The following is a 19,109-nucleotide window of genomic DNA, read 5'->3' as shown; positions in this document are numbered from 1 at the left end:
CCCAACCACTGGGACGGTCCCCAAAACCCGCGCAATTGCGCGGATCCCAGGGGCCATCAACACCTACAAGCAGCCCCAACGGACGGAACCAACCTGTATGCAGTGGCTCACATGTCGCTGGGGCCTACGGACGTACCCGCAGCACTACGGTGAAATCGGCATCCCTGGGCGACAGGCGGTACGGCTCGAGAACGCCCGGGCCACAGGCCCCGGTACCAACACCCCGCATGGCGTTATCGATGTAGACGTAGGTCCGCCGGTCGGCTGCCAGATCGGGCCGGTGCGTTGCTTCGTTGAGTGCAGCCTGGCTGTAGGGACGCACCGTCAGGGCAAAGGGCTCGCCGGCGATGTCCAACGTGGCTCCTCCCACCTCAAGTGCTGCCGAACGCACGCCGGCGCGTGCACCGGATTCCTGGGGCCGCGCATACTCCACATCGAGTTCACCCAAGGGCATGGAGAACCATCCTCTGCGCGTGCCTTGCCCCGTGTCCGGGTATCCCTGGTGTGGCCCCTGCCCGAACCAGCTCACCGCCGACGTTTCGCTGTCCAGCACCAGTTCGAGGCCGATCCGGGCCCACTCCACTTCAAAGCCCGCGTTGACCCAAGATCCCTGCGGCCGCACTTGCGTGCGGAGAGCCAGTGATTCCCCGTCACTGGTCCATGTGTAGTCGACGAGGACCCCGAACTGCTTGTCTGCGGCACCCACCCGGGTCCTCGTGACGAGCTGCTCCCCGCCGTCGGCAGTGCGTTCAGCGCTGATGCCAAGCAACCGTGCATGGAGCCGGTCCAGCCCCGCATCCCGCCACTGGGCGGCCAGGGGTCGGGGGTCGGCGCCGCCCCACTCCCTGCCCAGGTCATTGTCAGTGGGGGGCCACCACAGCGAGAGCCCCAGCTTTTCGACGCCAATGCCACCAATCCGCGTGGGCATCCCGGTCAGCCTGCTGAACACCGCCGGCCCCAGCCGCAACTCATCGTCAGTGGCCGCCACTAGTTCAGCAGCACGGGGCTCCTCATGACGTGAGACTCCTCGCACCGACTGCCCCCAGGTGATCTCGTGGCCGGCGCTGGCCCAGGGCGTCGCGGCGGCGAGGACGGCGCTGACGGTGAGGACGGCCGGCCCGTCCGTGTCCGGGAAGCTGGAGGGCAACGGAATCGTGGCACCGGACTGCGGTGCCACGTCCGGAACCTCCACCGAGCCGCCGTCGACCGTTTCGCCGTCGGCCTCCATCGCGTACCGGAAGCTGAACGCGGACGTGTCCGCGAAATCCTGCCCGTTGTGGATGGTGAAGCCGGACCAGTCCTCCGCCACCTGTATGCGCAGCGGCGCCACGACGCGCTTGAAATCGAGGAGGCCGGGCCGGGGCTTGCGGTTGGCGTCCACCAGTCCGTCGGTGACGAAGTTGCCGTCGTGAATTTCCTCACCAAAATCGCCGCCGTAGGCGAAGTGCTCGCCGCCGCCGGGCGTAGGGACGGTGATTCCGTGTTCCAGCCACTCCCACACGAAGCCGCCCATCAGCCTGGGGTGTCGTTCAAAGAGCTCCTGGTATTCGGTCATCCCTCCCGGGCCGTTGCCCATGGCGTGAACGTATTCGCAGAGCACGAAAGGCATGGCTCGGCGCCGGGCATCCAGCTCCGGATCGTCGAGTGGAGGCTCCGTTCCCTGCCCAATCAATGCAGTTTCAGCCTGGTTGGCGTACATCCGGGAATACACGTCAACATAGGGGCAGGACCAGTCGCCCTCATAGTGGATAGGGCGTGACGGGTCGCGGTCCTTGGTCCAACGGGACATCGCGGCCAGGTTCCGGCCGGTCCCGGCTTCGTTGCCCAGCGACCACATCACGACGGCGGCATGGTTCTTGTCCCGCTCCACCGTCCGGCGCATCCGGTCCAGCAGGGCAGCCTCCCATTGGGGATCATCGCTCGGGTTCTGGGCCCAGCCGGCGCTCTCAAACCCATGCGTTTCCAGGTCGCACTCGAGCACGACGTAGAAACCGAGCCGGTCAGCCAGGGCAAGGAATTCCGGATGCGGCGGATAGTGCGAGGTGCGGATGGCGTTGATGTTGTGCTGCTTCATGAGCTTGAGCTCCGCCTCCATCACCTCCTGCGGAACCACGCGCCCCAGCCGTGGGTGGTGCTCGTGTCGGTTCACCCCGCGGAGCAGGATCCGCCGCCCATTCACCTTGAACTGCGCATCCTCGATGCTGATGCTGCGGAAGCCCAGCTGCAGGGACACTGTTTCGGCCGGGGTGCTGACTGTGGCCTCATACAGGCGGGGCACTTCGGCAGACCAGGGCGCCACGGATGGCAACCTATGCTCCTGGCCGGCCGTAAGCTCCACGTCCAGTTCGGGAACGCGTACGACGGCGTCAATCGCCTCTCCGCCCCGGCTCGCCTCCACACGGAGGACACCTTCGCCCGTGAGGGGGTCGTAGTCGGCGTGGACGAAGACATCATCGATGCCGTCCGCGGGGCGGGCTTGAAGGGTGACATCCCGGAAGATCCCCGGGAGCCACCACATGTCCTGGTCCTCCACATAGCTGGCGGCCGAGAACTGTGCCACCCGCACGGCAAGGGTGTTGCTGCCTTCCGTGAGGATTCCTGAGACATCGAATTCGTGGGCAAGGCGGCTGCCGCGGGTGGTACCGAGTTCGATGCCGTTGAGCCACACCGTGCCGGCCGAGTCGATGCCGTCGAAACGCAGCAGTGCGTTGGGGAAGAACTCAGGGCCAGCGTGGAACGTCAGGAGGTGGTCGCCAATGGGGTTGGTCTCCGGCACATGCGGGGGGTCAACGGCAAACGGAAACTGGATGTTTGTGTAGGCCGGCGCGCCGTGCCCGTGCATGGGCCAACTGGACGGAACCGGCAAGGCTACGAAGCCGTCCAGATCCTGGCCCAGCTGCCATCCCTCGGCGGGGGCGCTTCGGATGCCGGGGCTGAGGCGGAACTGCCAGTCGCCGTTCAGGGACAGCCGCGGCGCATCGCTGTCGAGGTGGGCCCGGGGAGGGAGCGTGCCCCGTCCCGGAGCCACAGAAGACAACTCGAGAACGCCTCCGGCTCCGAGTTCAAGACTGCGCGGCACGGCGTCGGAGGCATCACTTGCAACAGCGTTCGTCACCGTTGCGGAGGACTGGACAGGCATGGGACTTCCTTGGAGGCTGGGGGCATTTAGCTTCTTCGTGAACGTTCACGTAGCGCAAGTGCAAGCGTAGCGTCTTGCTCCCTTCATGGGTAGGGGTGAGGTTGCACATCAGTCCGGCCTACGCCGACTGGCGCACCACCAGATCATGCCGCAGGAGCAGTGCCGAGGCGCTGCCCCGCGGTTCAATTGCTCCGGACAGGAGGCCGTCAAGGAGGCCGACGGCGGCCCGGCCCACGGACCGCAGGTCCAGGGACAGCGTGGTCAGCTCAGGGGACACCAACTCCCCCAGGGGTATCCCGTCCATCCCGATAACGGCGACATCCCGGGGCACGTTCCGTCCCGCCGCTTGCAATGCCTTCAGTGCACCGGCCGCCATCAGGTCGTTGAAGACCAGGAGTCCGTCGAGTGCGGCCGTTCCAGCCAGCAATGCGCTGACGGCGTCCCGGGCATGTACAGCGGAGGGCTCCGCCGCAAACTTCAGCAGCTGAACTCCGCGTTCCGCGGCGGCAGCGGCAACAGCAGAGCCCCGGCCCGCGGCGATCCCGCCCTGGCCCGAGTCCAGGAAGGCTATGCTCCTGCAGCCGTGGGCTACCAGCCTTTCCAGGCCCAGCCGGGCTGCGTAGGCGTAGTCAAAGGAGATCGAGCCGGCTGCCTGCGCCTGGGGGTCGTCCAGCCCAACGACGGGCCGACGGCCCAGCATCGCCTGGGCCGCGACTGCGTGGTCCCCGAGATAACCGATCAATGCGTCCACCTGCGGTGCCAGCCGGGCAGCGGCATCCAGGGCGTTACCTGTGCCGTGGCCATAGTCATCCACCACCACATTCCATCCCCGCTCCGTGGCGGCCTCAACAACACTCGAGGCAAACGCGGGAAAGTACGGATTGGTGAGGTCGGGGATTGCCAGGCCTATCGAGGTTCGCGCGCCTTGGACCAGACCCTTGGCAAACCGGCTTGGCGTGTAGCCCAGCTCTGCCGCGATCAACTGAACGCGCTCCCGAGTGACCTGGCTAATGCCGGTCATATCGTTCATGGCCCGGGTAACTGTCTGCCGCGAGACGCCGGCCGCTGCGGCAACATCGAGGATGGTGGCGCGGCCCTGTCGCGGCTCTGGGGATCGGGGACTCATAGGCCGTAAGTCTATGCGTCTGGTGTGAGAGCCCCTTCCCCTGGGTGACGTTCGCTCAGGTGTGGGGGTTCCCCGGGCCTGGTTGCGGTATCAGGTGGGGTTCCCCACGCCGGGTGGGAACCGCCACGAGTGAGCGCGGGTTCGGGTGGTAACCGCCACGAGTGAGCGGGCGTCCGGGTGGGACCCGCCATGAGTGAGCGGGGATCCGGGGCTGGGGGTTTGTGGTGGTGGTTAAAGTGGTAGGGCCCTGACGTTGTGTCAGGGCCCTACGTAATTTATGTCCGGCGGTGTCCTACTCTCCCACACCCTCCCGGGTGCAGTACCATCGGCGCTGTGGGTCTTAGCTTCCGGGTTCGGAATGGGACCGGGCGTTTCCCCCACGCTATGACCGCCGTAACCCTTTGACCCGACCCCCCCGATCATGCCAGGGGGTTGGGAAATCTGTGTGGTTACAACATTGTGGTGTTGTTATTCAATTAGTGGGTTCCGGCCAACGGGGTTGTTGGTTGGGAACCACATAGTGGACGCAAGCAGAGTTATGTATTTTCTGTGTGGTGTAAGTTGTTGGCCTATTAGTACCGGTCAGCTTCACGAGTCGTTAGTCCTCGCTTCCACATCCGGCCTATCAACCCAGTGGTCTGGCTGGGGGCCTCTCACACAATAAAGTGTATGGAAATCTCATCTCGAAGCGAGCTTCCCGCTTAGATGCTTTCAGCGGTTATCCCATCCGAACGTAGCTAATCAGCGGTGCACTTGGCAGTACAACTGACACACCAGAGGTTCGTCCGTCCCGGTCCTCTCGTACTAAGGACAGCCCTTCTCAAATTTCCTGCGCGCGCAGCGGATAGGGACCGAACTGTCTCACGACGTTCTAAACCCAGCTCGCGTACCGCTTTAATGGGCGAACAGCCCAACCCTTGGGACCTACTCCAGCCCCAGGATGCGACGAGCCGACATCGAGGTGCCAAACCATGCCGTCGATATGGACTCTTGGGCAAGATCAGCCTGTTATCCCCGAGGTACCTTTTATCCGTTGAGCGACGGCCATTCCACAATGTACCGCCGGATCACTAGTCCCGACTTTCGTCCCTGCTCGAGATGTCTCTCTCACAGTCAAGCTCCCTTGTGCACTTACACTCGACACCTGATTGCCAACCAGGCTGAGGGAACCTTTGGGCGCCTCCGTTACTTTTTAGGAGGCAACCGCCCCAGTTAAACTACCCATCAGGCACTGTCCCTGACCCGGATTACGGGCCGAAGTTAGATGTCCAAAGTGACCAGAGTGGTATTTCAACGATGACTCCACCCGAACTGGCGTCCGGGCTTCAACGTCTCCCACCTATCCTACACAAGCCACTCCGAACACCAATACCAAACTATAGTAAAGGTCTCGGGGTCTTTCCGTCCTGCTGCGCGTAACGAGCATCTTTACTCGTACTGCAATTTCGCCGAGTTTATGGTTGAGACAGCGGGGAAGTCGTTACTCCATTCGTGCAGGTCGGAACTTACCCGACAAGGAATTTCGCTACCTTAGGATGGTTATAGTTACCACCGCCGTTTACTGGGGCTTAAATTCTCAGCTTCGCCCTTACAGGCTAACCGGTCCTCTTAACCTTCCAGCACCGGGCAGGAGTCAGTCCGTATACATCGTCTTGCGACTTCGCACGGACCTGTGTTTTTAGTAAACAGTCGCTTCCCCCTGGTCTCTGCGGCCCCGATCCCCTCCGGACAGCAAGTGTCCATCAAGGTTGGGGCCCCCCTTCTCCCGAAGTTACGGGGGCATTTTGCCGAGTTCCTTAACCATAATTCTCTCGATCGCCTTAGTATTCTCTACCTGATCACCTGTGTCGGTTTGGGGTACGGGCGGCTAAAACCTCGCGTCGATGCTTTTCTCGGCAGCATAGGATCACCAAATCCCCCCAAACGGGGGTCCCATCAGATCTCAGGCATCATGAGTGGCGGATTTGCCTACCACTCGCCCTACATCCTTAGACCGGGACAACCATCGCCCGGCTCGGCTACCTTCCTGCGTCACACCTGTTAATACGCTTGCCTCCCAGGATCAGGTCCTGCGCTCCACCAAAACCCTCACACCACAAGGGTGATCGGGCAGGTCTCGGGCAGTTAGTATCCCCTGTTCAACATGGGCGGTTTTTCGCCGGTACGGGAATATCAACCCGTTGTCCATCGACTACGCCTGTCGGCCTCGCCTTAGGTCCCGACTTACCCAGGGCAGATTAGCTTGACCCTGGAACCCTTGATCATTCGGCGGACGGGTTTCTCACCCGTCTTTCGCTACTCATGCCTGCATTCTCACTCGTGTAGGCTCCACCGCTGGTTTCCACCGCGACTTCACTGCCCACACGACGCTCCCCTACCCATCCAAACGCCTGAACCACAAGGGCTTAGCTAATATTTGAATGCCACAACTTCGGCGGTGTACTTGAGCCCCGCTACATTGTCGGCGCGGAATCACTTGACCAGTGAGCTATTACGCACTCTTTTAAGGATGGCTGCTTCTAAGCCAACCTCCTGGTTGTCTTCGCAACTCCACATCCTTTCCCACTTAGCACACGCTTAGGGGCCTTAGTTGGTGGTCTGGGCTGTTTCCCTCTCGACTATGAAGCTTATCCCCCACAGTCTCACTGCTACGCTCTCACTTACCGGCATTCGGAGTTTGGCTGACGTCAGTAACCTTGTAGGGCCCATTAGCCATCCAGTAGCTCTACCTCCGATAAGAAACACGCAACGCTGCACCTAAATGCATTTCGGGGAGAACCAGCTATCACGAAGTTTGATTGGCCTTTCACCCCTACCCACAGCTCATCCCCTCCATTTTCAACTGAAGTGGGTTCGGTCCTCCACGACGTCTTACCGTCGCTTCAACCTGGCCATGGGTAGATCACTTCGCTTCGGGTCTAGATCACGCCACTCAAACGCCCTATTCAGACTCGCTTTCGCTACGGCTGCCCCACACGGGTTAACCTCGCGACGTAACACTAACTCGCAGGCTCATTCTTCAAAAGGCACGCCGTCACAACTACAAGGTTGCTCCGACGGATTGTAAGCACACGGTTTCAGGTACTGTTTCACTCCCCTCCCGGGGTACTTTTCACCTTTCCCTCACGGTACTGGTCCGCTATCGGTCATTAGGGAGTATTTAGGCTTATCAGGTGGTCCTGACAGATTCGCACGGGATTTCTCGGGCCCCGTACTACTTGGGATACATCAACAAGGCGGTGCAACGCATTACAGTTACGGGACTAACACCCTCTCTGGCCGGCCTTTCAAGACCGTTCACCTATACGCACACCCACACCCCGTCAGCCCGGCAGAACTGACACGTAATGTCCCACAACCCCGACCATGCAACGCCCGCCGGCTATCACACATGGAACGGTTTAGCCTGATCCGCGTTCGCTCGCCACTACTAACGGAATCACTATTGTTTTCTCTTCCTGCGGGTACTGAGATGTTTCACTTCCCCGCGTTCCCTCCACGCACCCTATGTGTTCAGATGCGGGTCACCAGGTAACTCGCGCTCCTGGCGGGGTTTCCCCATTCGGACACCCTGGGATCACAGTCCGGTTATCGACTCCCCCAGGCTTATCGCAGATTCCTACGTCCTTCTTCGGCTCCTAATGCCAAGGCATCCACCGTGTGCTCTTAAAAACTTGACCACAAAGATCAAAAACATTTTCGAGAGAACCACAGAAACCGACCCGCACACCCAAAGGCGCACGAACCAGATCCAGGTTCATATTCTTGGAAATTGCTTCTTATACAAGATGCTCGCGTCCACTATGTAGTTCTCAAACAACAACCCCACACCACACACCCCACACACTCAGCGCATGATCGGTGCAGCAGGGAAACCAGAAACAAAGTACCGACAAGAACCCCAAGGGCCCTCCCCGGTCCTGTTGCCTCAGGACCCAACAGTGTGCCAAACACTACCCAGCAGACCAGACCACCGAACGTTCCAGGACCAACTCCGAAGAGATCAGTCCGTACTAGCAAACGGTCCGTGCCACCAGGCACCTATTCGTTGATATTCCACCCTTGAGCACCCGCCACGAAACATTCGTCCGTGCAACGGGCATTCTCCTGACAACCCCCACCACCGGACATACATCCAGGACAGAAAGCTGTAGGTGCTCCTTAGAAAGGAGGTGATCCAGCCGCACCTTCCGGTACGGCTACCTTGTTACGACTTAGTCCCAATCGCCAGTCCCACCTTCGACGGCTCCCCCCCACAAGGGGTTAGGCCACCGGCTTCGGGTGTTACCAACTTTCGTGACTTGACGGGCGGTGTGTACAAGGCCCGGGAACGTATTCACCGCAGCGTTGCTGATCTGCGATTACTAGCGACTCCGACTTCATGGGGTCGAGTTGCAGACCCCAATCCGAACTGAGACCGGCTTTTTGGGATTAGCTCCACCTCACAGTATCGCAACCCTTTGTACCGGCCATTGTAGCATGCGTGAAGCCCAAGACATAAGGGGCATGATGATTTGACGTCGTCCCCACCTTCCTCCGAGTTGACCCCGGCAGTCTCCTATGAGTCCCCACCATCACGTGCTGGCAACATAGAACGAGGGTTGCGCTCGTTGCGGGACTTAACCCAACATCTCACGACACGAGCTGACGACAACCATGCACCACCTGTAAACCGACCACAAGTGGGGCACCTGTTTCCAGGCGTTTCCGGTTCATGTCAAGCCTTGGTAAGGTTCTTCGCGTTGCATCGAATTAATCCGCATGCTCCGCCGCTTGTGCGGGCCCCCGTCAATTCCTTTGAGTTTTAGCCTTGCGGCCGTACTCCCCAGGCGGGGCACTTAATGCGTTAGCTACGGCGCGGAAAACGTGGAATGTCCCCCACACCTAGTGCCCAACGTTTACGGCATGGACTACCAGGGTATCTAATCCTGTTCGCTCCCCATGCTTTCGCTCCTCAGCGTCAGTTAATGCCCAGAGACCTGCCTTCGCCATCGGTGTTCCTCCTGATATCTGCGCATTTCACCGCTACACCAGGAATTCCAGTCTCCCCTACATCACTCTAGTCTGCCCGTACCCACCGCAGATCCGGAGTTGAGCCCCGGACTTTCACGGCAGACGCGACAAACCGCCTACGAGCTCTTTACGCCCAATAATTCCGGATAACGCTTGCGCCCTACGTATTACCGCGGCTGCTGGCACGTAGTTAGCCGGCGCTTCTTCTGCAGGTACCGTCACTTACGCTTCTTCCCTACTGAAAGAGGTTTACAACCCGAAGGCCGTCATCCCTCACGCGGCGTCGCTGCATCAGGCTTGCGCCCATTGTGCAATATTCCCCACTGCTGCCTCCCGTAGGAGTCTGGGCCGTGTCTCAGTCCCAGTGTGGCCGGTCACCCTCTCAGGCCGGCTACCCGTCGTCGCCTTGGTAGGCCATTACCCCACCAACAAGCTGATAGGCCGCGAGTCCATCCAAAACCGCAAAAGCTTTCCACCAACCACCATGCGATGATCAGTCATATCCGGTATTAGACCCAGTTTCCCAGGCTTATCCCAGAGTCAAGGGCAGGTTACTCACGTGTTACTCACCCGTTCGCCACTAATCCCCCCACAAGTGAGGTTCATCGTTCGACTTGCATGTGTTAAGCACGCCGCCAGCGTTCATCCTGAGCCAGGATCAAACTCTCCGTTGAAGTAAAACAGACACACCCACCAACCCCGGAAATAACGGGACAAAATGGATGCACAAAATTTGAAACCAGCCAAAAACACCATGCCAACCACGGGGTGGCGGCACAGCAAATTCAACCAATTCAATACAATAAATTGGTATCAACAAACTTGGCACACTATTGAGTTCTCAAACAACAGACACACCCGGCACCACCCAAACAACTAACGTTCAGGATCGCTCCGGAGCAACTTTACAAACTTACCCGACCACCCGCCCCAATGCAAATCCATATTTCAGGACTTGAAGCGGAAGATGACCGCTCCCACCATTTTTCAGCGCCCTGAAGAGCAACTAAATCTTGGTCTTGGTTTTTGGGAGTTTGGCCGCCCGCGGTTACCAGCTCTTCGCTGTCTCCCTCGCGGCGACTTAGAAAACAATACACGCCCTGCGGCATCACCGCAAACCCGACCCTCCCAAGGCAGCAAACCCCGGGATTCCGCGGCGAAACGGGCGAAACGGCACCCACGCCGGTTCCCGCCGTCGTCATTCCGCTGTGTGTGCTGCCGCACAGGGGTGGAGTCTCGCTCAAGCACCACCCGGCGAGTGGGTTAAACGCAGAAGAGCCGGCAACCACATGGTTGCCGGCTCTTCTCAAGCAGCTGGTATCAGCGGTGCTGGATTACCAGGAAGACTTGGTGATGCCCGGGAGCTCACCGCGGTGAGCCATGTCGCGGAAGCGAACACGGGAGATGCCGAACTTCTGGAAGGTACCGCGGGGACGGCCGTCGATGATGTCGCGGTTACGCAGACGGATCGGGGACGCGTTGCGGGGCAGCTTCTGCAGGCCCAGGCGGGCTGCTTCGCGTGCTTCGTCGGTTGCGTTTTCGTCAACCAGGGTCTTCTTCAGCTCGAGGCGCTTCGCAGCGTAACGCTCAACGATGACCTTGCGCTGCTCGTTGCGAGCAATCTTGGACTTCTTAGCCATGTTTAGCGCTCCTCTCGGAATTCGACGTGCTGGCGGATCTTGGGGTCGTACTTTTTCAGAACCATGCGGTCCGGATCGTTACGACGGTTCTTACGGGTTACGTAGGTGTAACCCGTGCCCGCGGTCGACTTGAGCTTGATGATCGGACGTACGTCCTTGTCCTTAGCCACTAGAGCTTCACCCCACGAGCCAGGATCGAGGCGACGACTGCGTCGATGCCGCGTACGTCGATGGTCTTGATGCCACGGGCAGAAACCTGCAGCGTGACGTTACGGCGCAGGGACGGAACCCAGTAGCGCTTCTTCTGGATGTTCGGATCGAACCGACGCTTGTTGCGGCGGTGCGAGTGCGAAATGCTGTGCCCAAAGCCCGGCTCGGCTCCGGTCACTTGGCAGTGTGCTGCCATGACTTCTCCTCAAGAATTGAAAGTAATGATCCGCATATCGGCTGCAGGATCATGCGTCTAAGAGCGACCCAAAGTGATCAGGGTGAACGGTTAGTCACGCAACTTGAGCCCCTAACTACCGGCTACCCTGGAGAAAAATACCGGGCCACCGGAGCAATTGCGCACGCTCCGCGCACTTAGCGCCTCCCAAGTCTACGAGGTGACGCAATTAAAGACCAATCCGGGGCGTTTGGGTGTATAAGGGCTTCCTGCGAACGCCCACCTGCAAGGCCACAGTGTCACAGCTTGCGCGCACCCGTTTTCACAGCTGAATGAAAGCTTGGCGGCGCATCTTAGGTACATGAGAACGCAGTCCCTGCCGGCACCTCCGGCGCACAACAGCTCCGGCGGGCCGGGGCCTTCACACCTATCCGGCTCCGCCATTCCTCCTGCCGCCCACAACAACAGCGGATGGTTCCGCCGCCAGCACCGGCAGCGGCTGCTAAGGGCCGACCTCCTGACTGTTATTGCCTGGGGTTCCGTAGCTGCCGCCGTCGCCCTCTGGCTTGCCGACGGCGGTGCGGCCGGCGTCAGCTCCGTCGCCTCCGCGTTCACCGCAGCCGGGATTGTGGCCGGTTTGGCTGGCATGGACCTGGTCCTGCTGATGCTGCTGCTGGCAGCCCGGATTCCGTACATCGACCGCACTATCGGACATGACCGGGCGCTGGAGTTCCACCGTAAACTCGGCAAACCCTCGCTGTATCTGCTGTTGGCGCACGGCTTCCTGCTGGCCGTGGGATACGGCATGGCGGAAGGCCTTGACCCGGTCAGCGAGTCCATTTCCCTCTGGCAGCAGGTCCCGGATATGTGGCTTGCGTTCGTGTCCATGGCGCTCTTCATTGCCGTGGTGGTGACCTCCCTGGTGGCGGTCCGGCGCCGCTTCCCGTACGAGTTCTGGTACGTGGTCCATCTCCTCACGTACGCCGCGGTGGGCACGTCCCTGCCGCACCAGTTCAGTGTGGGCGGGCTGTTTGCGGAAGGTACCTGGCAGCGCTGGTACTGGCTGGCCATCTGCATCGCCACCGGTGCGGCGCTGGTGTACTTCCGGGTGCTGCAACCCCTCATGGCAACGTCACGGCACCAGCTCACGGTGTCCCGGGTAGAGGTGGCGGCACCGGGCGTGATCAACATCTTCATGGCGGGCCGGCAGCTGGACCGGTTGGCGGAAACGGGCGGACGCTTCTTCATCTGGCGGTTCCTGGCGCCCGGAATGTGGTGGCACCCGCACCCGTTCAGCCTGTCCGCCGAGCCCGCCATCACCGGACCCCGCGGCGAAGGCACCCTGCGCATCACCGTGCGCAACCTTGGCGCCGGTTCCGCGCAGCTGGTCCGGCTGCGGAAGGGGACCAGGGTTGCCGTCGAAGGCCCGTACGGGCTACTCAGCACCGGCGCCCGGACCAGGAACAAAGTGGTGATGATCGGCGCCGGCATCGGCATCACGCCGTTGCGCGCACTGCTCGAAACCACCCCGTTCACTCCCGGAGAGGCGAGCGTCCTGCTGAGGGGCCATACGGAGCAGGAACTGTACCTGAGCAGCGAAATCCTGGACCTGTGCCGCTCCCGTGGCGTGCGCCTCTTCCACCTTCCGGGCCCGAGGTCACGCGTGCGCTCCAGCTGGTTGCCCCAGGAAGCAGTCCGGGGCGGCTACGGGCTCACGGCTTTCGTCCCCGACGTCGCAGACTCCGACGTCTATGTCTGCGGCCCCACAGGCTGGGCGGACAGCGTCATCGCTGACGTCCGGCAGGCCGGAGTCCCCGAAGAACAGATCCATCACGAAAGGTTCGACTGGTGAAAGCACGCGGAACACTCGCCGCAGCTGTCGCGTCCGCCGGGATCCTCCTGGCAGGCTGGCAGGCCGGCACGCAGGCCGGGGGTGCAAGCACCCTCGCGTCGGGTTCAAGTACGACGACGGCAGGATCCGCGGGTTCGACAGGGACCGGCACGTCCGGGGCCGGTTCGTCAGGGTCAGGTTCATCGGGCAGTTCCGGGACAACAGGCTCGGGCGGGACCACGGGGTCCTCGGGCTCCTCCAGCGGATCCAGCTCCTCAGGCAGTTCGAGCACCTCCGGCAGCTCCGGCTCCTCAAGCAGCGGCACGGCAACGGCCGGCACCTACCAGGGCGCCGCAGTCCAGACGAGGTTCGGAGCAGTGCAGGTCCAGATCACGGTGGCATCCGGGAAGATCACGGAGGTGACAGCCCTGCACCTGACCGACGATGACCGCAAGTCGATCCAGATCAGCAACCGTGCGGCGCCGCTCCTGCGGACCGAGGTGCTGGCCGCACAGTCGGCGGACGTCCAGACCATCAGCGGCGCCACCGTCACCAGCAACGCCTACCTCACCTCACTCCAGGCAGCCATCGATGCCGCGAACCTCTGATCCACTCCGGTCACCGGACACGGGCACAAGCCTCACGTCACGGACCTTTGAGTGCATGGGAACCGTCATCAGCCTGACCCTGGCGGACTCCCCCGCGGCAGGCCCGGAAACCCAGGACGAACTCGCAGCCGCAACCGCCGTCGTCGAACGCCTGTTCCGGGAACTGGACGAGACGTTCAGCCTGTACCGCACGGCGTCGGAAGCCAGCCGCCTGGCCCGGGGCGAACTGACGCTCCGCAACGCATCACCGGAGATGCGCGCCCGGTATGCGGAGGCGCATGAATGGCGGCTCCTGACCGGGGGCGCCTTCTCGCCCGAGCGCCCTGACGGCGTGCTGGACCTCTCCGGGCTCATCAAGGGCCACGCGATCCGCGAAGCGGGGCGGTCCTTGCTTGCCCTGGGGCGTCGAGACTGGTGCCTCAATGCCGGCGGCGACATCCTGGTCAGCGGCTCACCCGTTCCGGGCTCCGGCACGCCGTGGAAAGCCGGCATCGTCGATCCGGCCGACAGGCATGCCCTGATCAGCGGCTATGCGCTGGGCGGGGTCGAGGGGCACGCAGCCCTGGCCACATCCGGCTCGGCAGAACGCGGCGAACACATCTGGCGGGTGGACGGCGGTTCCGGCTTCGTCCAGGTCACGGTCGCCGCCGCGGACGTAGTGACGGCGGACATCCTGGCCACAGCGATCGTCTCCGGCGGGAGGCCGATGCTCAATCTCGCCACAGACCAGTGGGATGTTGCGGTCCTGGCCGTCCACGCCGACGGCTCACTGCTGGCCACCCCGGCGTTCCGCCGTTAGATCTGCTTGCTAGATGTGCTGCGGGAGCCTGGTGAGCCGCGGGTACTTGGGGGCCAGGTTGTCGCCCGAAGACTGACCGGTAACCCGCCGGGCCACCCAGGGCGCGGCGTATTCGCGGAACCACTGGGCGTTGGCGCGGAGGGCATCCGTCCCGCTGAGCTGGGGCACCGGCGTCATCGGCGGGACGTCGATGGAGTGGTCGTACTTGAGGACTTCCAGCACCCGTTTGGCCATGTTGGCGTGCCCTGCAGCGGACATGTGCATCCGGTCCCGCGCCCACATTCCCCAGTCGTAGTACTCACTGAAGCGCCAGTAGTCCACCAGCAGGGCGCCGTGGTCCCCCGCGATCCCGCGGACCAGTTCGTTGTAGATGGCGGTGCGGCCGCGCATGGTGCCGAACACTTTGGAGCCGCGGGCATCGAACCCGGTGAACATCACCACGGTAGCGCCCGTGGCGCTCAGCCTGCGGACGCCGTCGTCGTATTCGGCCATCAGGTCGTCGATGTCGATCCGGGGCCGCAGGATGTCGTTGGCGCCGGCGTAGAGGCTCACCAGGGTGGGCTTAAGCTCGACGGCGGCGTCCACCTGTTCTTCGAGGATTTGCCGGAGCTTCCTGCCGCGGATGGCGAGGTTGGCGTAGCCGAAGCCTGGGTCCCCCGCGCCGAGCTGCTCGGCCACGCGGTCAGCCCAGCCGCGGACGCCATTGGGGCGGGCCGGGTCGTCGTCGCCCACGCCCTCCGTAAAGGAATCGCCGAGGGCAACAAACCGGGAAGTGAAGTCCATCCGGTTAGTTTGCCACCCGTTGCCGGAAGCAACCAATCCCGGGCGGAGTTATGGGGTCAGGGCTGGGTTTCGCGCAGGATCCAGTGGTCCGAATCCAGGCGGCCCACCACCTTTTCGCCGATCCGGGCCAGGTCCTCGACGTCCTTTTCCGTGAGGGCATCGAGGAAGAGGTTCCGGACGTCTTCCACGTGGCCGGGTGCGAGGCCCACGATGGTGGACATGCCTTCCTCAGTGAGGTGGGCGATGGTGACCCGGGCATCGCGCGGGTGCGGGCGGCGTTCCACCCAGCCGCGTTTCTGCAGCTTTGTCACTACGTGCGAGAGCCGGGACAGGGAGGCGCTGGTGCGCGCGGCGAGTTCACTCATGGGCAGAAACCGCTGGTCCGATTCGGACAGCATGGCCAGCACGGTGTAGTCGAACAGGGAAAGCTTGCCTGCGGCATGAAGCTTGGTGTCGAGAGCGGCGGGCAGCAGGGTGTTGATGCTTACCAGGGCCAGCCAGGCACGGCGTTCGTCGGCACTCAGCCAGCGCGGTTCGGTCATGCACCCATTCTACGATTGATCCTTCAACCGACGGACAGGCCGGTCAAGCTGGCAAGCCGGTCCACAGTCCCGGGGTCCGGCGAGCCGGTAATCTGGGCGCATGTATGTTGTCTCCCTGACCTACCGGGTTCCGCAGGACATCGTGGACTTCCACAACGACGCCCACCTCGCCTGGCTGCAGAAGGCCTTCGACGACGGCGTCTTCATTGCCGCCGGCCGCAAAGTCCCCCGCACCGGCGGGCTTCTGCTCTCCCAGGCCGACCGGTCAGTCCTGGACGCCAGCCTCCAGCAGGACCCCTTCTATTCGAACGGTGTCGCGGACTTCGAGGTGGTGGAGTTCCACGCCGGACGCGTGGCCCCCGGCTACGAGATCCTGCTGGACAACCCGCCTGCACCCCCGGCTGAAGCGGCCCCTGGCCGCTAAGGCGCGGCGCCGCCGTCGGACGCCCCTGCGGCGAGCTTCTTCAGCCCGCCTTTGCGCGGCACCTTGACGGGCTCAGGCCACCGGGGCGTGAGCGCGTCCCCCAGGGTGACGCCGCGCAGCTTGCGGCCGAACAGGGGCAGGACCCAGTCGTGGACCCACCGCCGTTGCCGCCGTTCCCATTCCCGCAGCGTCAGCGGGGTGGGCGGCTCCCAGTCCTTGGGCCTGATTTTGTGCGGCACACCCAGCTGGTCCAGGACCTGCCCGGCGAGGTACTTGTGGCCGGCCTTGGACATGTGCAGCCGGTCCGAGTCCCACATGCGCCGGTCGTGGAAGGCGTCCAGGCACCAGTAGTCCACCAGTATCGCACCGTGTTTCTTGGCGATGGCCCGCACCCGGTGGTTGTAGAAGGAGTTCCGCTTCTTCAGCGGCTCAAGCAGGGCGGAAACCTTCACATCGAAGCCGGTGAAGAGGACCAGTGTGGCTCCGGTGCCGGCGAGCCGGGCCACCAGTTGCTCGTAGTCCGCCATGAGCGTGGACATGTCCGTTTTCAGGTCCAGGATGTCGTTGCCGCCCGCATACAGCGTGACCAGCGCCGGCCGCATCCGCAGGGCCGGTTCCAGTTGTTCATCGATGATGTGCCGGAGCCGTTTGCTCCTGATGGCGAGGTTGGCGTACTTCCAGCCCGGCTGCGCCTTGGCGAGCTTCTCGGCCACCCGGTCCGCCCAGCCGCGGACCCCGTTGGGCAGCCGTTCATCCCGGTCCCCCACGCCCTCCGTAAACGAATCGCCCAAGGCAACAAACACCCGCCGCCCGGAACTGGGAAGCAGAGATTCAGAGGGCACCACCCGCCCAACCTAGCCCCACCAAGGAAAGCGCAGGAAAAGCCGAGGTGAAGCTCAGGTGACCTGCCGTCGCACCAAGGCGAGGCGCAGAGGGCTTAGCCTTCGGCTTTGCCCTGCCGCCAGTAACCCATGAACGCAACCTGCTTCCGGTCGATGCCCACATCCCGCACCAGATACCGGCGCATGTCCTTGATGACGGCTGCTTCACCCGCGATCCAGGCGTAGAACGGCATGGCACCGGCGGGCATGTCCGGGTTCTTGGTGGCGCTGATCGCGGCGGTTTCCATCCGGGACGGGGTCTCCCAGAGGATGTCCTCGTCCACGTTGACGTCTTCGGGTTCGGGGCCCGCGCCGGCGTCGGAGGCCTTGATGCCCACCCAGCCGGGAACGGGAACAGCCTTGCGCACGGCGTCCTGCAGCAGTTGGCCGTGCGGGCGGGACCGCCCGATCGCTGCACCCCGGGCCAGCCAGGTGATCTCGATGTCCGCCGGCGAGCTGAGCTGCTGGAAGTCGCCGGCCTCCGGGACCTCAAGGAAGGCGTGGCCGGTCATGTAGGACGGAAGGCTTTCCAGGATGGCGGAGATGGCCGGGATGGCGGTCTCGTCACCGGCGAGCAGGACGCGCTGGGCCAGGCCCGGCCGCCATTCGATGCCGGAGTAGATTTCGGCGGTGACGCAGTGCGCGGCCCGGTTGTTGGGGCCGATGATGGTGATGGCGTCACCGGGCTTGGCGTTCAGTGCCCAGTTGGCGGCGGGTCCGCCGTTTCCGTGGTCGTCGAAGTGCATGACGAAGTCGACGTCGATCTCCGGGTACACCTCGTCCAGCCGGGCGTCACGCACGGTGTAGGTGCGCATCGAGCCCTTCACGGCAGGGTCCATGGCCAGCCATTCGCGGTACCAGCCCGATTCGCTCATTTCGAAGACCGGCAGGGGAATCTGTGTGCCGTCGGCAGCGACGGACGGGATCATCAGCTTGATCCGGAGGTCCAGGGTGTCCCCGTGGACACCGAAATCGCGGAGGCAGTAACCGCCGAACGTGATCCGGCGGAAGTTGGGGCTGAGCTCCTGCACCGACGAGACGGTGACCTCGAAGGCCAGCGTCATCGGTTCAGTGTTCAGGGTCTTGGAGTTCATCGGCTTGGTGGATGCGGCGTCGCGGGTCTTCATGAAACAAGCTCCAGTTCGGTGGGGACGTGATGGCGGCCGATGGGAATGATCAGGGGCGTTCCGGAGACGGGATCCGGGATGACCCGGGATTCCAGGTTAAAGACGCTGCGGACCAGGTCCTCGGTGACAACCTCGCCCGGGGTACCTTCGGCCACCACGGCGCCGGCCTTCATGGCAATGACGTTGTCTGCGTAGCGTGCCGCGAGGTTGAGGTCGTGCAGGACGATCGCCACGGTTGTGCCGCGCCTTCGGTTCAGGTCCGTGACCAGGTCCAGGACTTCCACCTGGTGGGCCAGGTCCGAGGTAGGTGGTGGGTTCGTCCAGCAGCAGGATGTCGGTTTCCTGCGCCAGGGCCATGGCGATCCAGACCCGCTGGCGCTGCCCGCCGGAGAGTTCATCCACGTTCCGCCCCGCGAGGGCCAGCGTTTCGGTGGCCTCCAGCGCGCGCTGCACCGCGAGATCATCCTTCTCGCTCCAGCTGCGGAAGAAGCCCTGGTGCGGGTACCGGCCGCGGCCCACCAGGTCGCGGACGGTGATGCCGTCCGGTGCGGTGGGATGCTGCGGCAGCAGGCCCAGGGTGCGGGCCAGTTCGCGGGCGGGACGGGTGTGGATGTCCTTGCCGTCCAGCGTGACAGCGCCGCCGGCAGGTTTAAGGAGCCGGGACAGTCCGCGGAGCAGGGTGGATTTTCCGCAGGCGTTGGCGCCCACGATCATGGTCACCCTGCCTTCGGGGATTTCGACACTGAGGCCGTCCACCACGCAGCGCTGATCGTATTTCAGCGTCAGGTCCTCGGCGTTCAGAACTGCCACG

13 protein-coding genes, 3 rRNA genes and 1 pseudogene are annotated in these 19,109 nt (G+C 62.9%); 4 read left to right on the top strand and 13 right to left on the bottom strand.

All coding sequences use genetic code 11. From position 1 onward, the window contains the following. Window positions 1-124 precede the first annotated feature (124 nt). The 8 genes from OVA06_RS19330 to rpmB form a co-directional block, all read right to left on the bottom strand. Complete coding sequence (locus OVA06_RS19330) at window positions 125-3,139, bottom strand: glycoside hydrolase family 2 TIM barrel-domain containing protein (RefSeq protein ID WP_268160550.1); 3,015 nt, start codon at window positions 3,137-3,139, stop codon at window positions 125-127. A gap of 118 nt (window positions 3,140-3,257) precedes the next feature. Continuing rightward, window positions 3,258-4,265, bottom strand: coding sequence for a LacI family DNA-binding transcriptional regulator (locus tag OVA06_RS19325; protein WP_268160548.1), 1,008 nt, complete (start codon window positions 4,263-4,265; stop codon window positions 3,258-3,260). A 279-nt stretch (window positions 4,266-4,544) separates the two neighbouring features. Continuing rightward, window positions 4,545-4,661: ribosomal RNA gene (gene rrf, locus OVA06_RS19320) — 5S ribosomal RNA — on the bottom strand. 155 nt (window positions 4,662-4,816) lie between these two features. Further along, a 23S ribosomal RNA gene (locus tag OVA06_RS19315) occupies window positions 4,817-7,945 on the bottom strand. Window positions 7,946-8,430: 485 nt separating this feature from the next. Then, window positions 8,431-9,952: ribosomal RNA gene (locus tag OVA06_RS19310) — 16S ribosomal RNA — on the bottom strand. Together the 16S, 23S and 5S rRNA genes form the textbook arrangement of a ribosomal RNA operon. Before the next feature lie 660 nt (window positions 9,953-10,612). After that, window positions 10,613-10,918 carry a 30S ribosomal protein S14 gene (rpsN, locus tag OVA06_RS19305; RefSeq protein WP_015938870.1) on the bottom strand — a complete coding sequence of 102 codons (306 nt, stop codon included), beginning with the start codon at window positions 10,916-10,918 and terminating at the stop codon, window positions 10,613-10,615. Between the two features lie 2 nt (window positions 10,919-10,920). Then, entirely contained in the window at window positions 10,921-11,088 is a 168-nt protein-coding gene (gene rpmG / locus OVA06_RS19300) for a 50S ribosomal protein L33 (RefSeq protein WP_013602737.1), read from the bottom strand. Then, entirely contained in the window at window positions 11,088-11,324 is a 237-nt protein-coding gene (gene rpmB / locus OVA06_RS19295; protein ID WP_015938871.1) for a 50S ribosomal protein L28, read from the bottom strand. Before rpmB ends, rpmG begins: the two co-directional genes overlap by 1 nt. Window positions 11,325-11,664: 340 nt before the next feature. Between rpmB and OVA06_RS19290 the strand changes: the two genes are divergently transcribed. From OVA06_RS19290 to OVA06_RS19280, 3 genes are read left to right on the top strand one after another with little or no spacing between them, the layout of a single operon-like run. Continuing rightward, complete coding sequence (locus OVA06_RS19290; RefSeq protein ID WP_268160545.1) at window positions 11,665-13,155, top strand: ferredoxin reductase family protein; 1,491 nt, start codon at window positions 11,665-11,667, stop codon at window positions 13,153-13,155. Further along, the gene (locus tag OVA06_RS19285; protein WP_056078333.1) at window positions 13,152-13,742 is read left to right on the top strand and encodes an FMN-binding protein; all 591 of its coding nucleotides are present in this window, start codon (window positions 13,152-13,154) and stop codon (window positions 13,740-13,742) included. The genes OVA06_RS19290 and OVA06_RS19285 overlap by 4 nt, the downstream gene beginning before the upstream one ends. Window positions 13,743-13,797: 55 nt before the next feature. Beyond that, entirely contained in the window at window positions 13,798-14,541 is a 744-nt protein-coding gene (locus OVA06_RS19280) for an FAD:protein FMN transferase (protein ID WP_261620859.1), read from the top strand. A 9-nt stretch (window positions 14,542-14,550) separates the two neighbouring features. Here the strand turns inward: OVA06_RS19280 and OVA06_RS19275 are convergent, their stop codons facing one another. Continuing rightward, entirely contained in the window at window positions 14,551-15,324 is a 774-nt protein-coding gene (locus OVA06_RS19275) for an SGNH/GDSL hydrolase family protein (RefSeq protein WP_268160541.1), read from the bottom strand. A gap of 56 nt (window positions 15,325-15,380) precedes the next feature. Next, window positions 15,381-15,866 (bottom strand): MarR family winged helix-turn-helix transcriptional regulator, encoded by a 486-nt coding sequence (locus OVA06_RS19270; RefSeq protein ID WP_056078341.1) that lies wholly within the window; start codon window positions 15,864-15,866, stop codon window positions 15,381-15,383. A gap of 100 nt (window positions 15,867-15,966) precedes the next feature. Between OVA06_RS19270 and OVA06_RS19265 the strand changes: the two genes are divergently transcribed. Next, window positions 15,967-16,290, top strand: coding sequence for a YciI family protein (locus OVA06_RS19265; RefSeq protein ID WP_268160539.1), 324 nt, complete (start codon window positions 15,967-15,969; stop codon window positions 16,288-16,290). Here OVA06_RS19265 and OVA06_RS19260 read toward each other — a convergent pair. The 3 genes and pseudogenes from OVA06_RS19260 to OVA06_RS19250 all read right to left on the bottom strand — a co-directional run bounded on the left by OVA06_RS19260 (window position 16,287) and on the right by OVA06_RS19250 (window position 19,108). Beyond that, a complete protein-coding gene (locus OVA06_RS19260) occupies window positions 16,287-17,132 on the bottom strand; it encodes an SGNH/GDSL hydrolase family protein (protein ID WP_268160537.1) in 846 nt (281 codons plus the stop codon). The two genes, OVA06_RS19265 and OVA06_RS19260, sit on opposite strands and share 4 nt — an antisense overlap. Window positions 17,133-17,227: 95 nt before the next feature. Next, window positions 17,228-18,298: a siderophore-interacting protein gene (locus OVA06_RS19255; protein WP_268160535.1), complete on the bottom strand. Its 1,071-nt coding sequence runs from the start codon at window positions 18,296-18,298 to the stop codon at window positions 17,228-17,230. Beyond that, window positions 18,295-19,108, bottom strand: a pseudogene (locus tag OVA06_RS19250) (ABC transporter ATP-binding protein). Before OVA06_RS19250 ends, OVA06_RS19255 begins: the two are co-directional and overlap by 4 nt. Window position 19,109: the final 1 nt, after the last annotated feature.

Origin of the sequence: Pseudarthrobacter sp. SL88 (assembly GCF_026672455.1) — a bacterium.
Taxonomy (GTDB): Bacteria; Actinomycetota; Actinomycetes; order Actinomycetales; family Micrococcaceae; genus Arthrobacter.
Note: the sequence above shows the minus strand (reverse complement) of the source record. Positions and strands in the feature narration are given on the sequence as shown.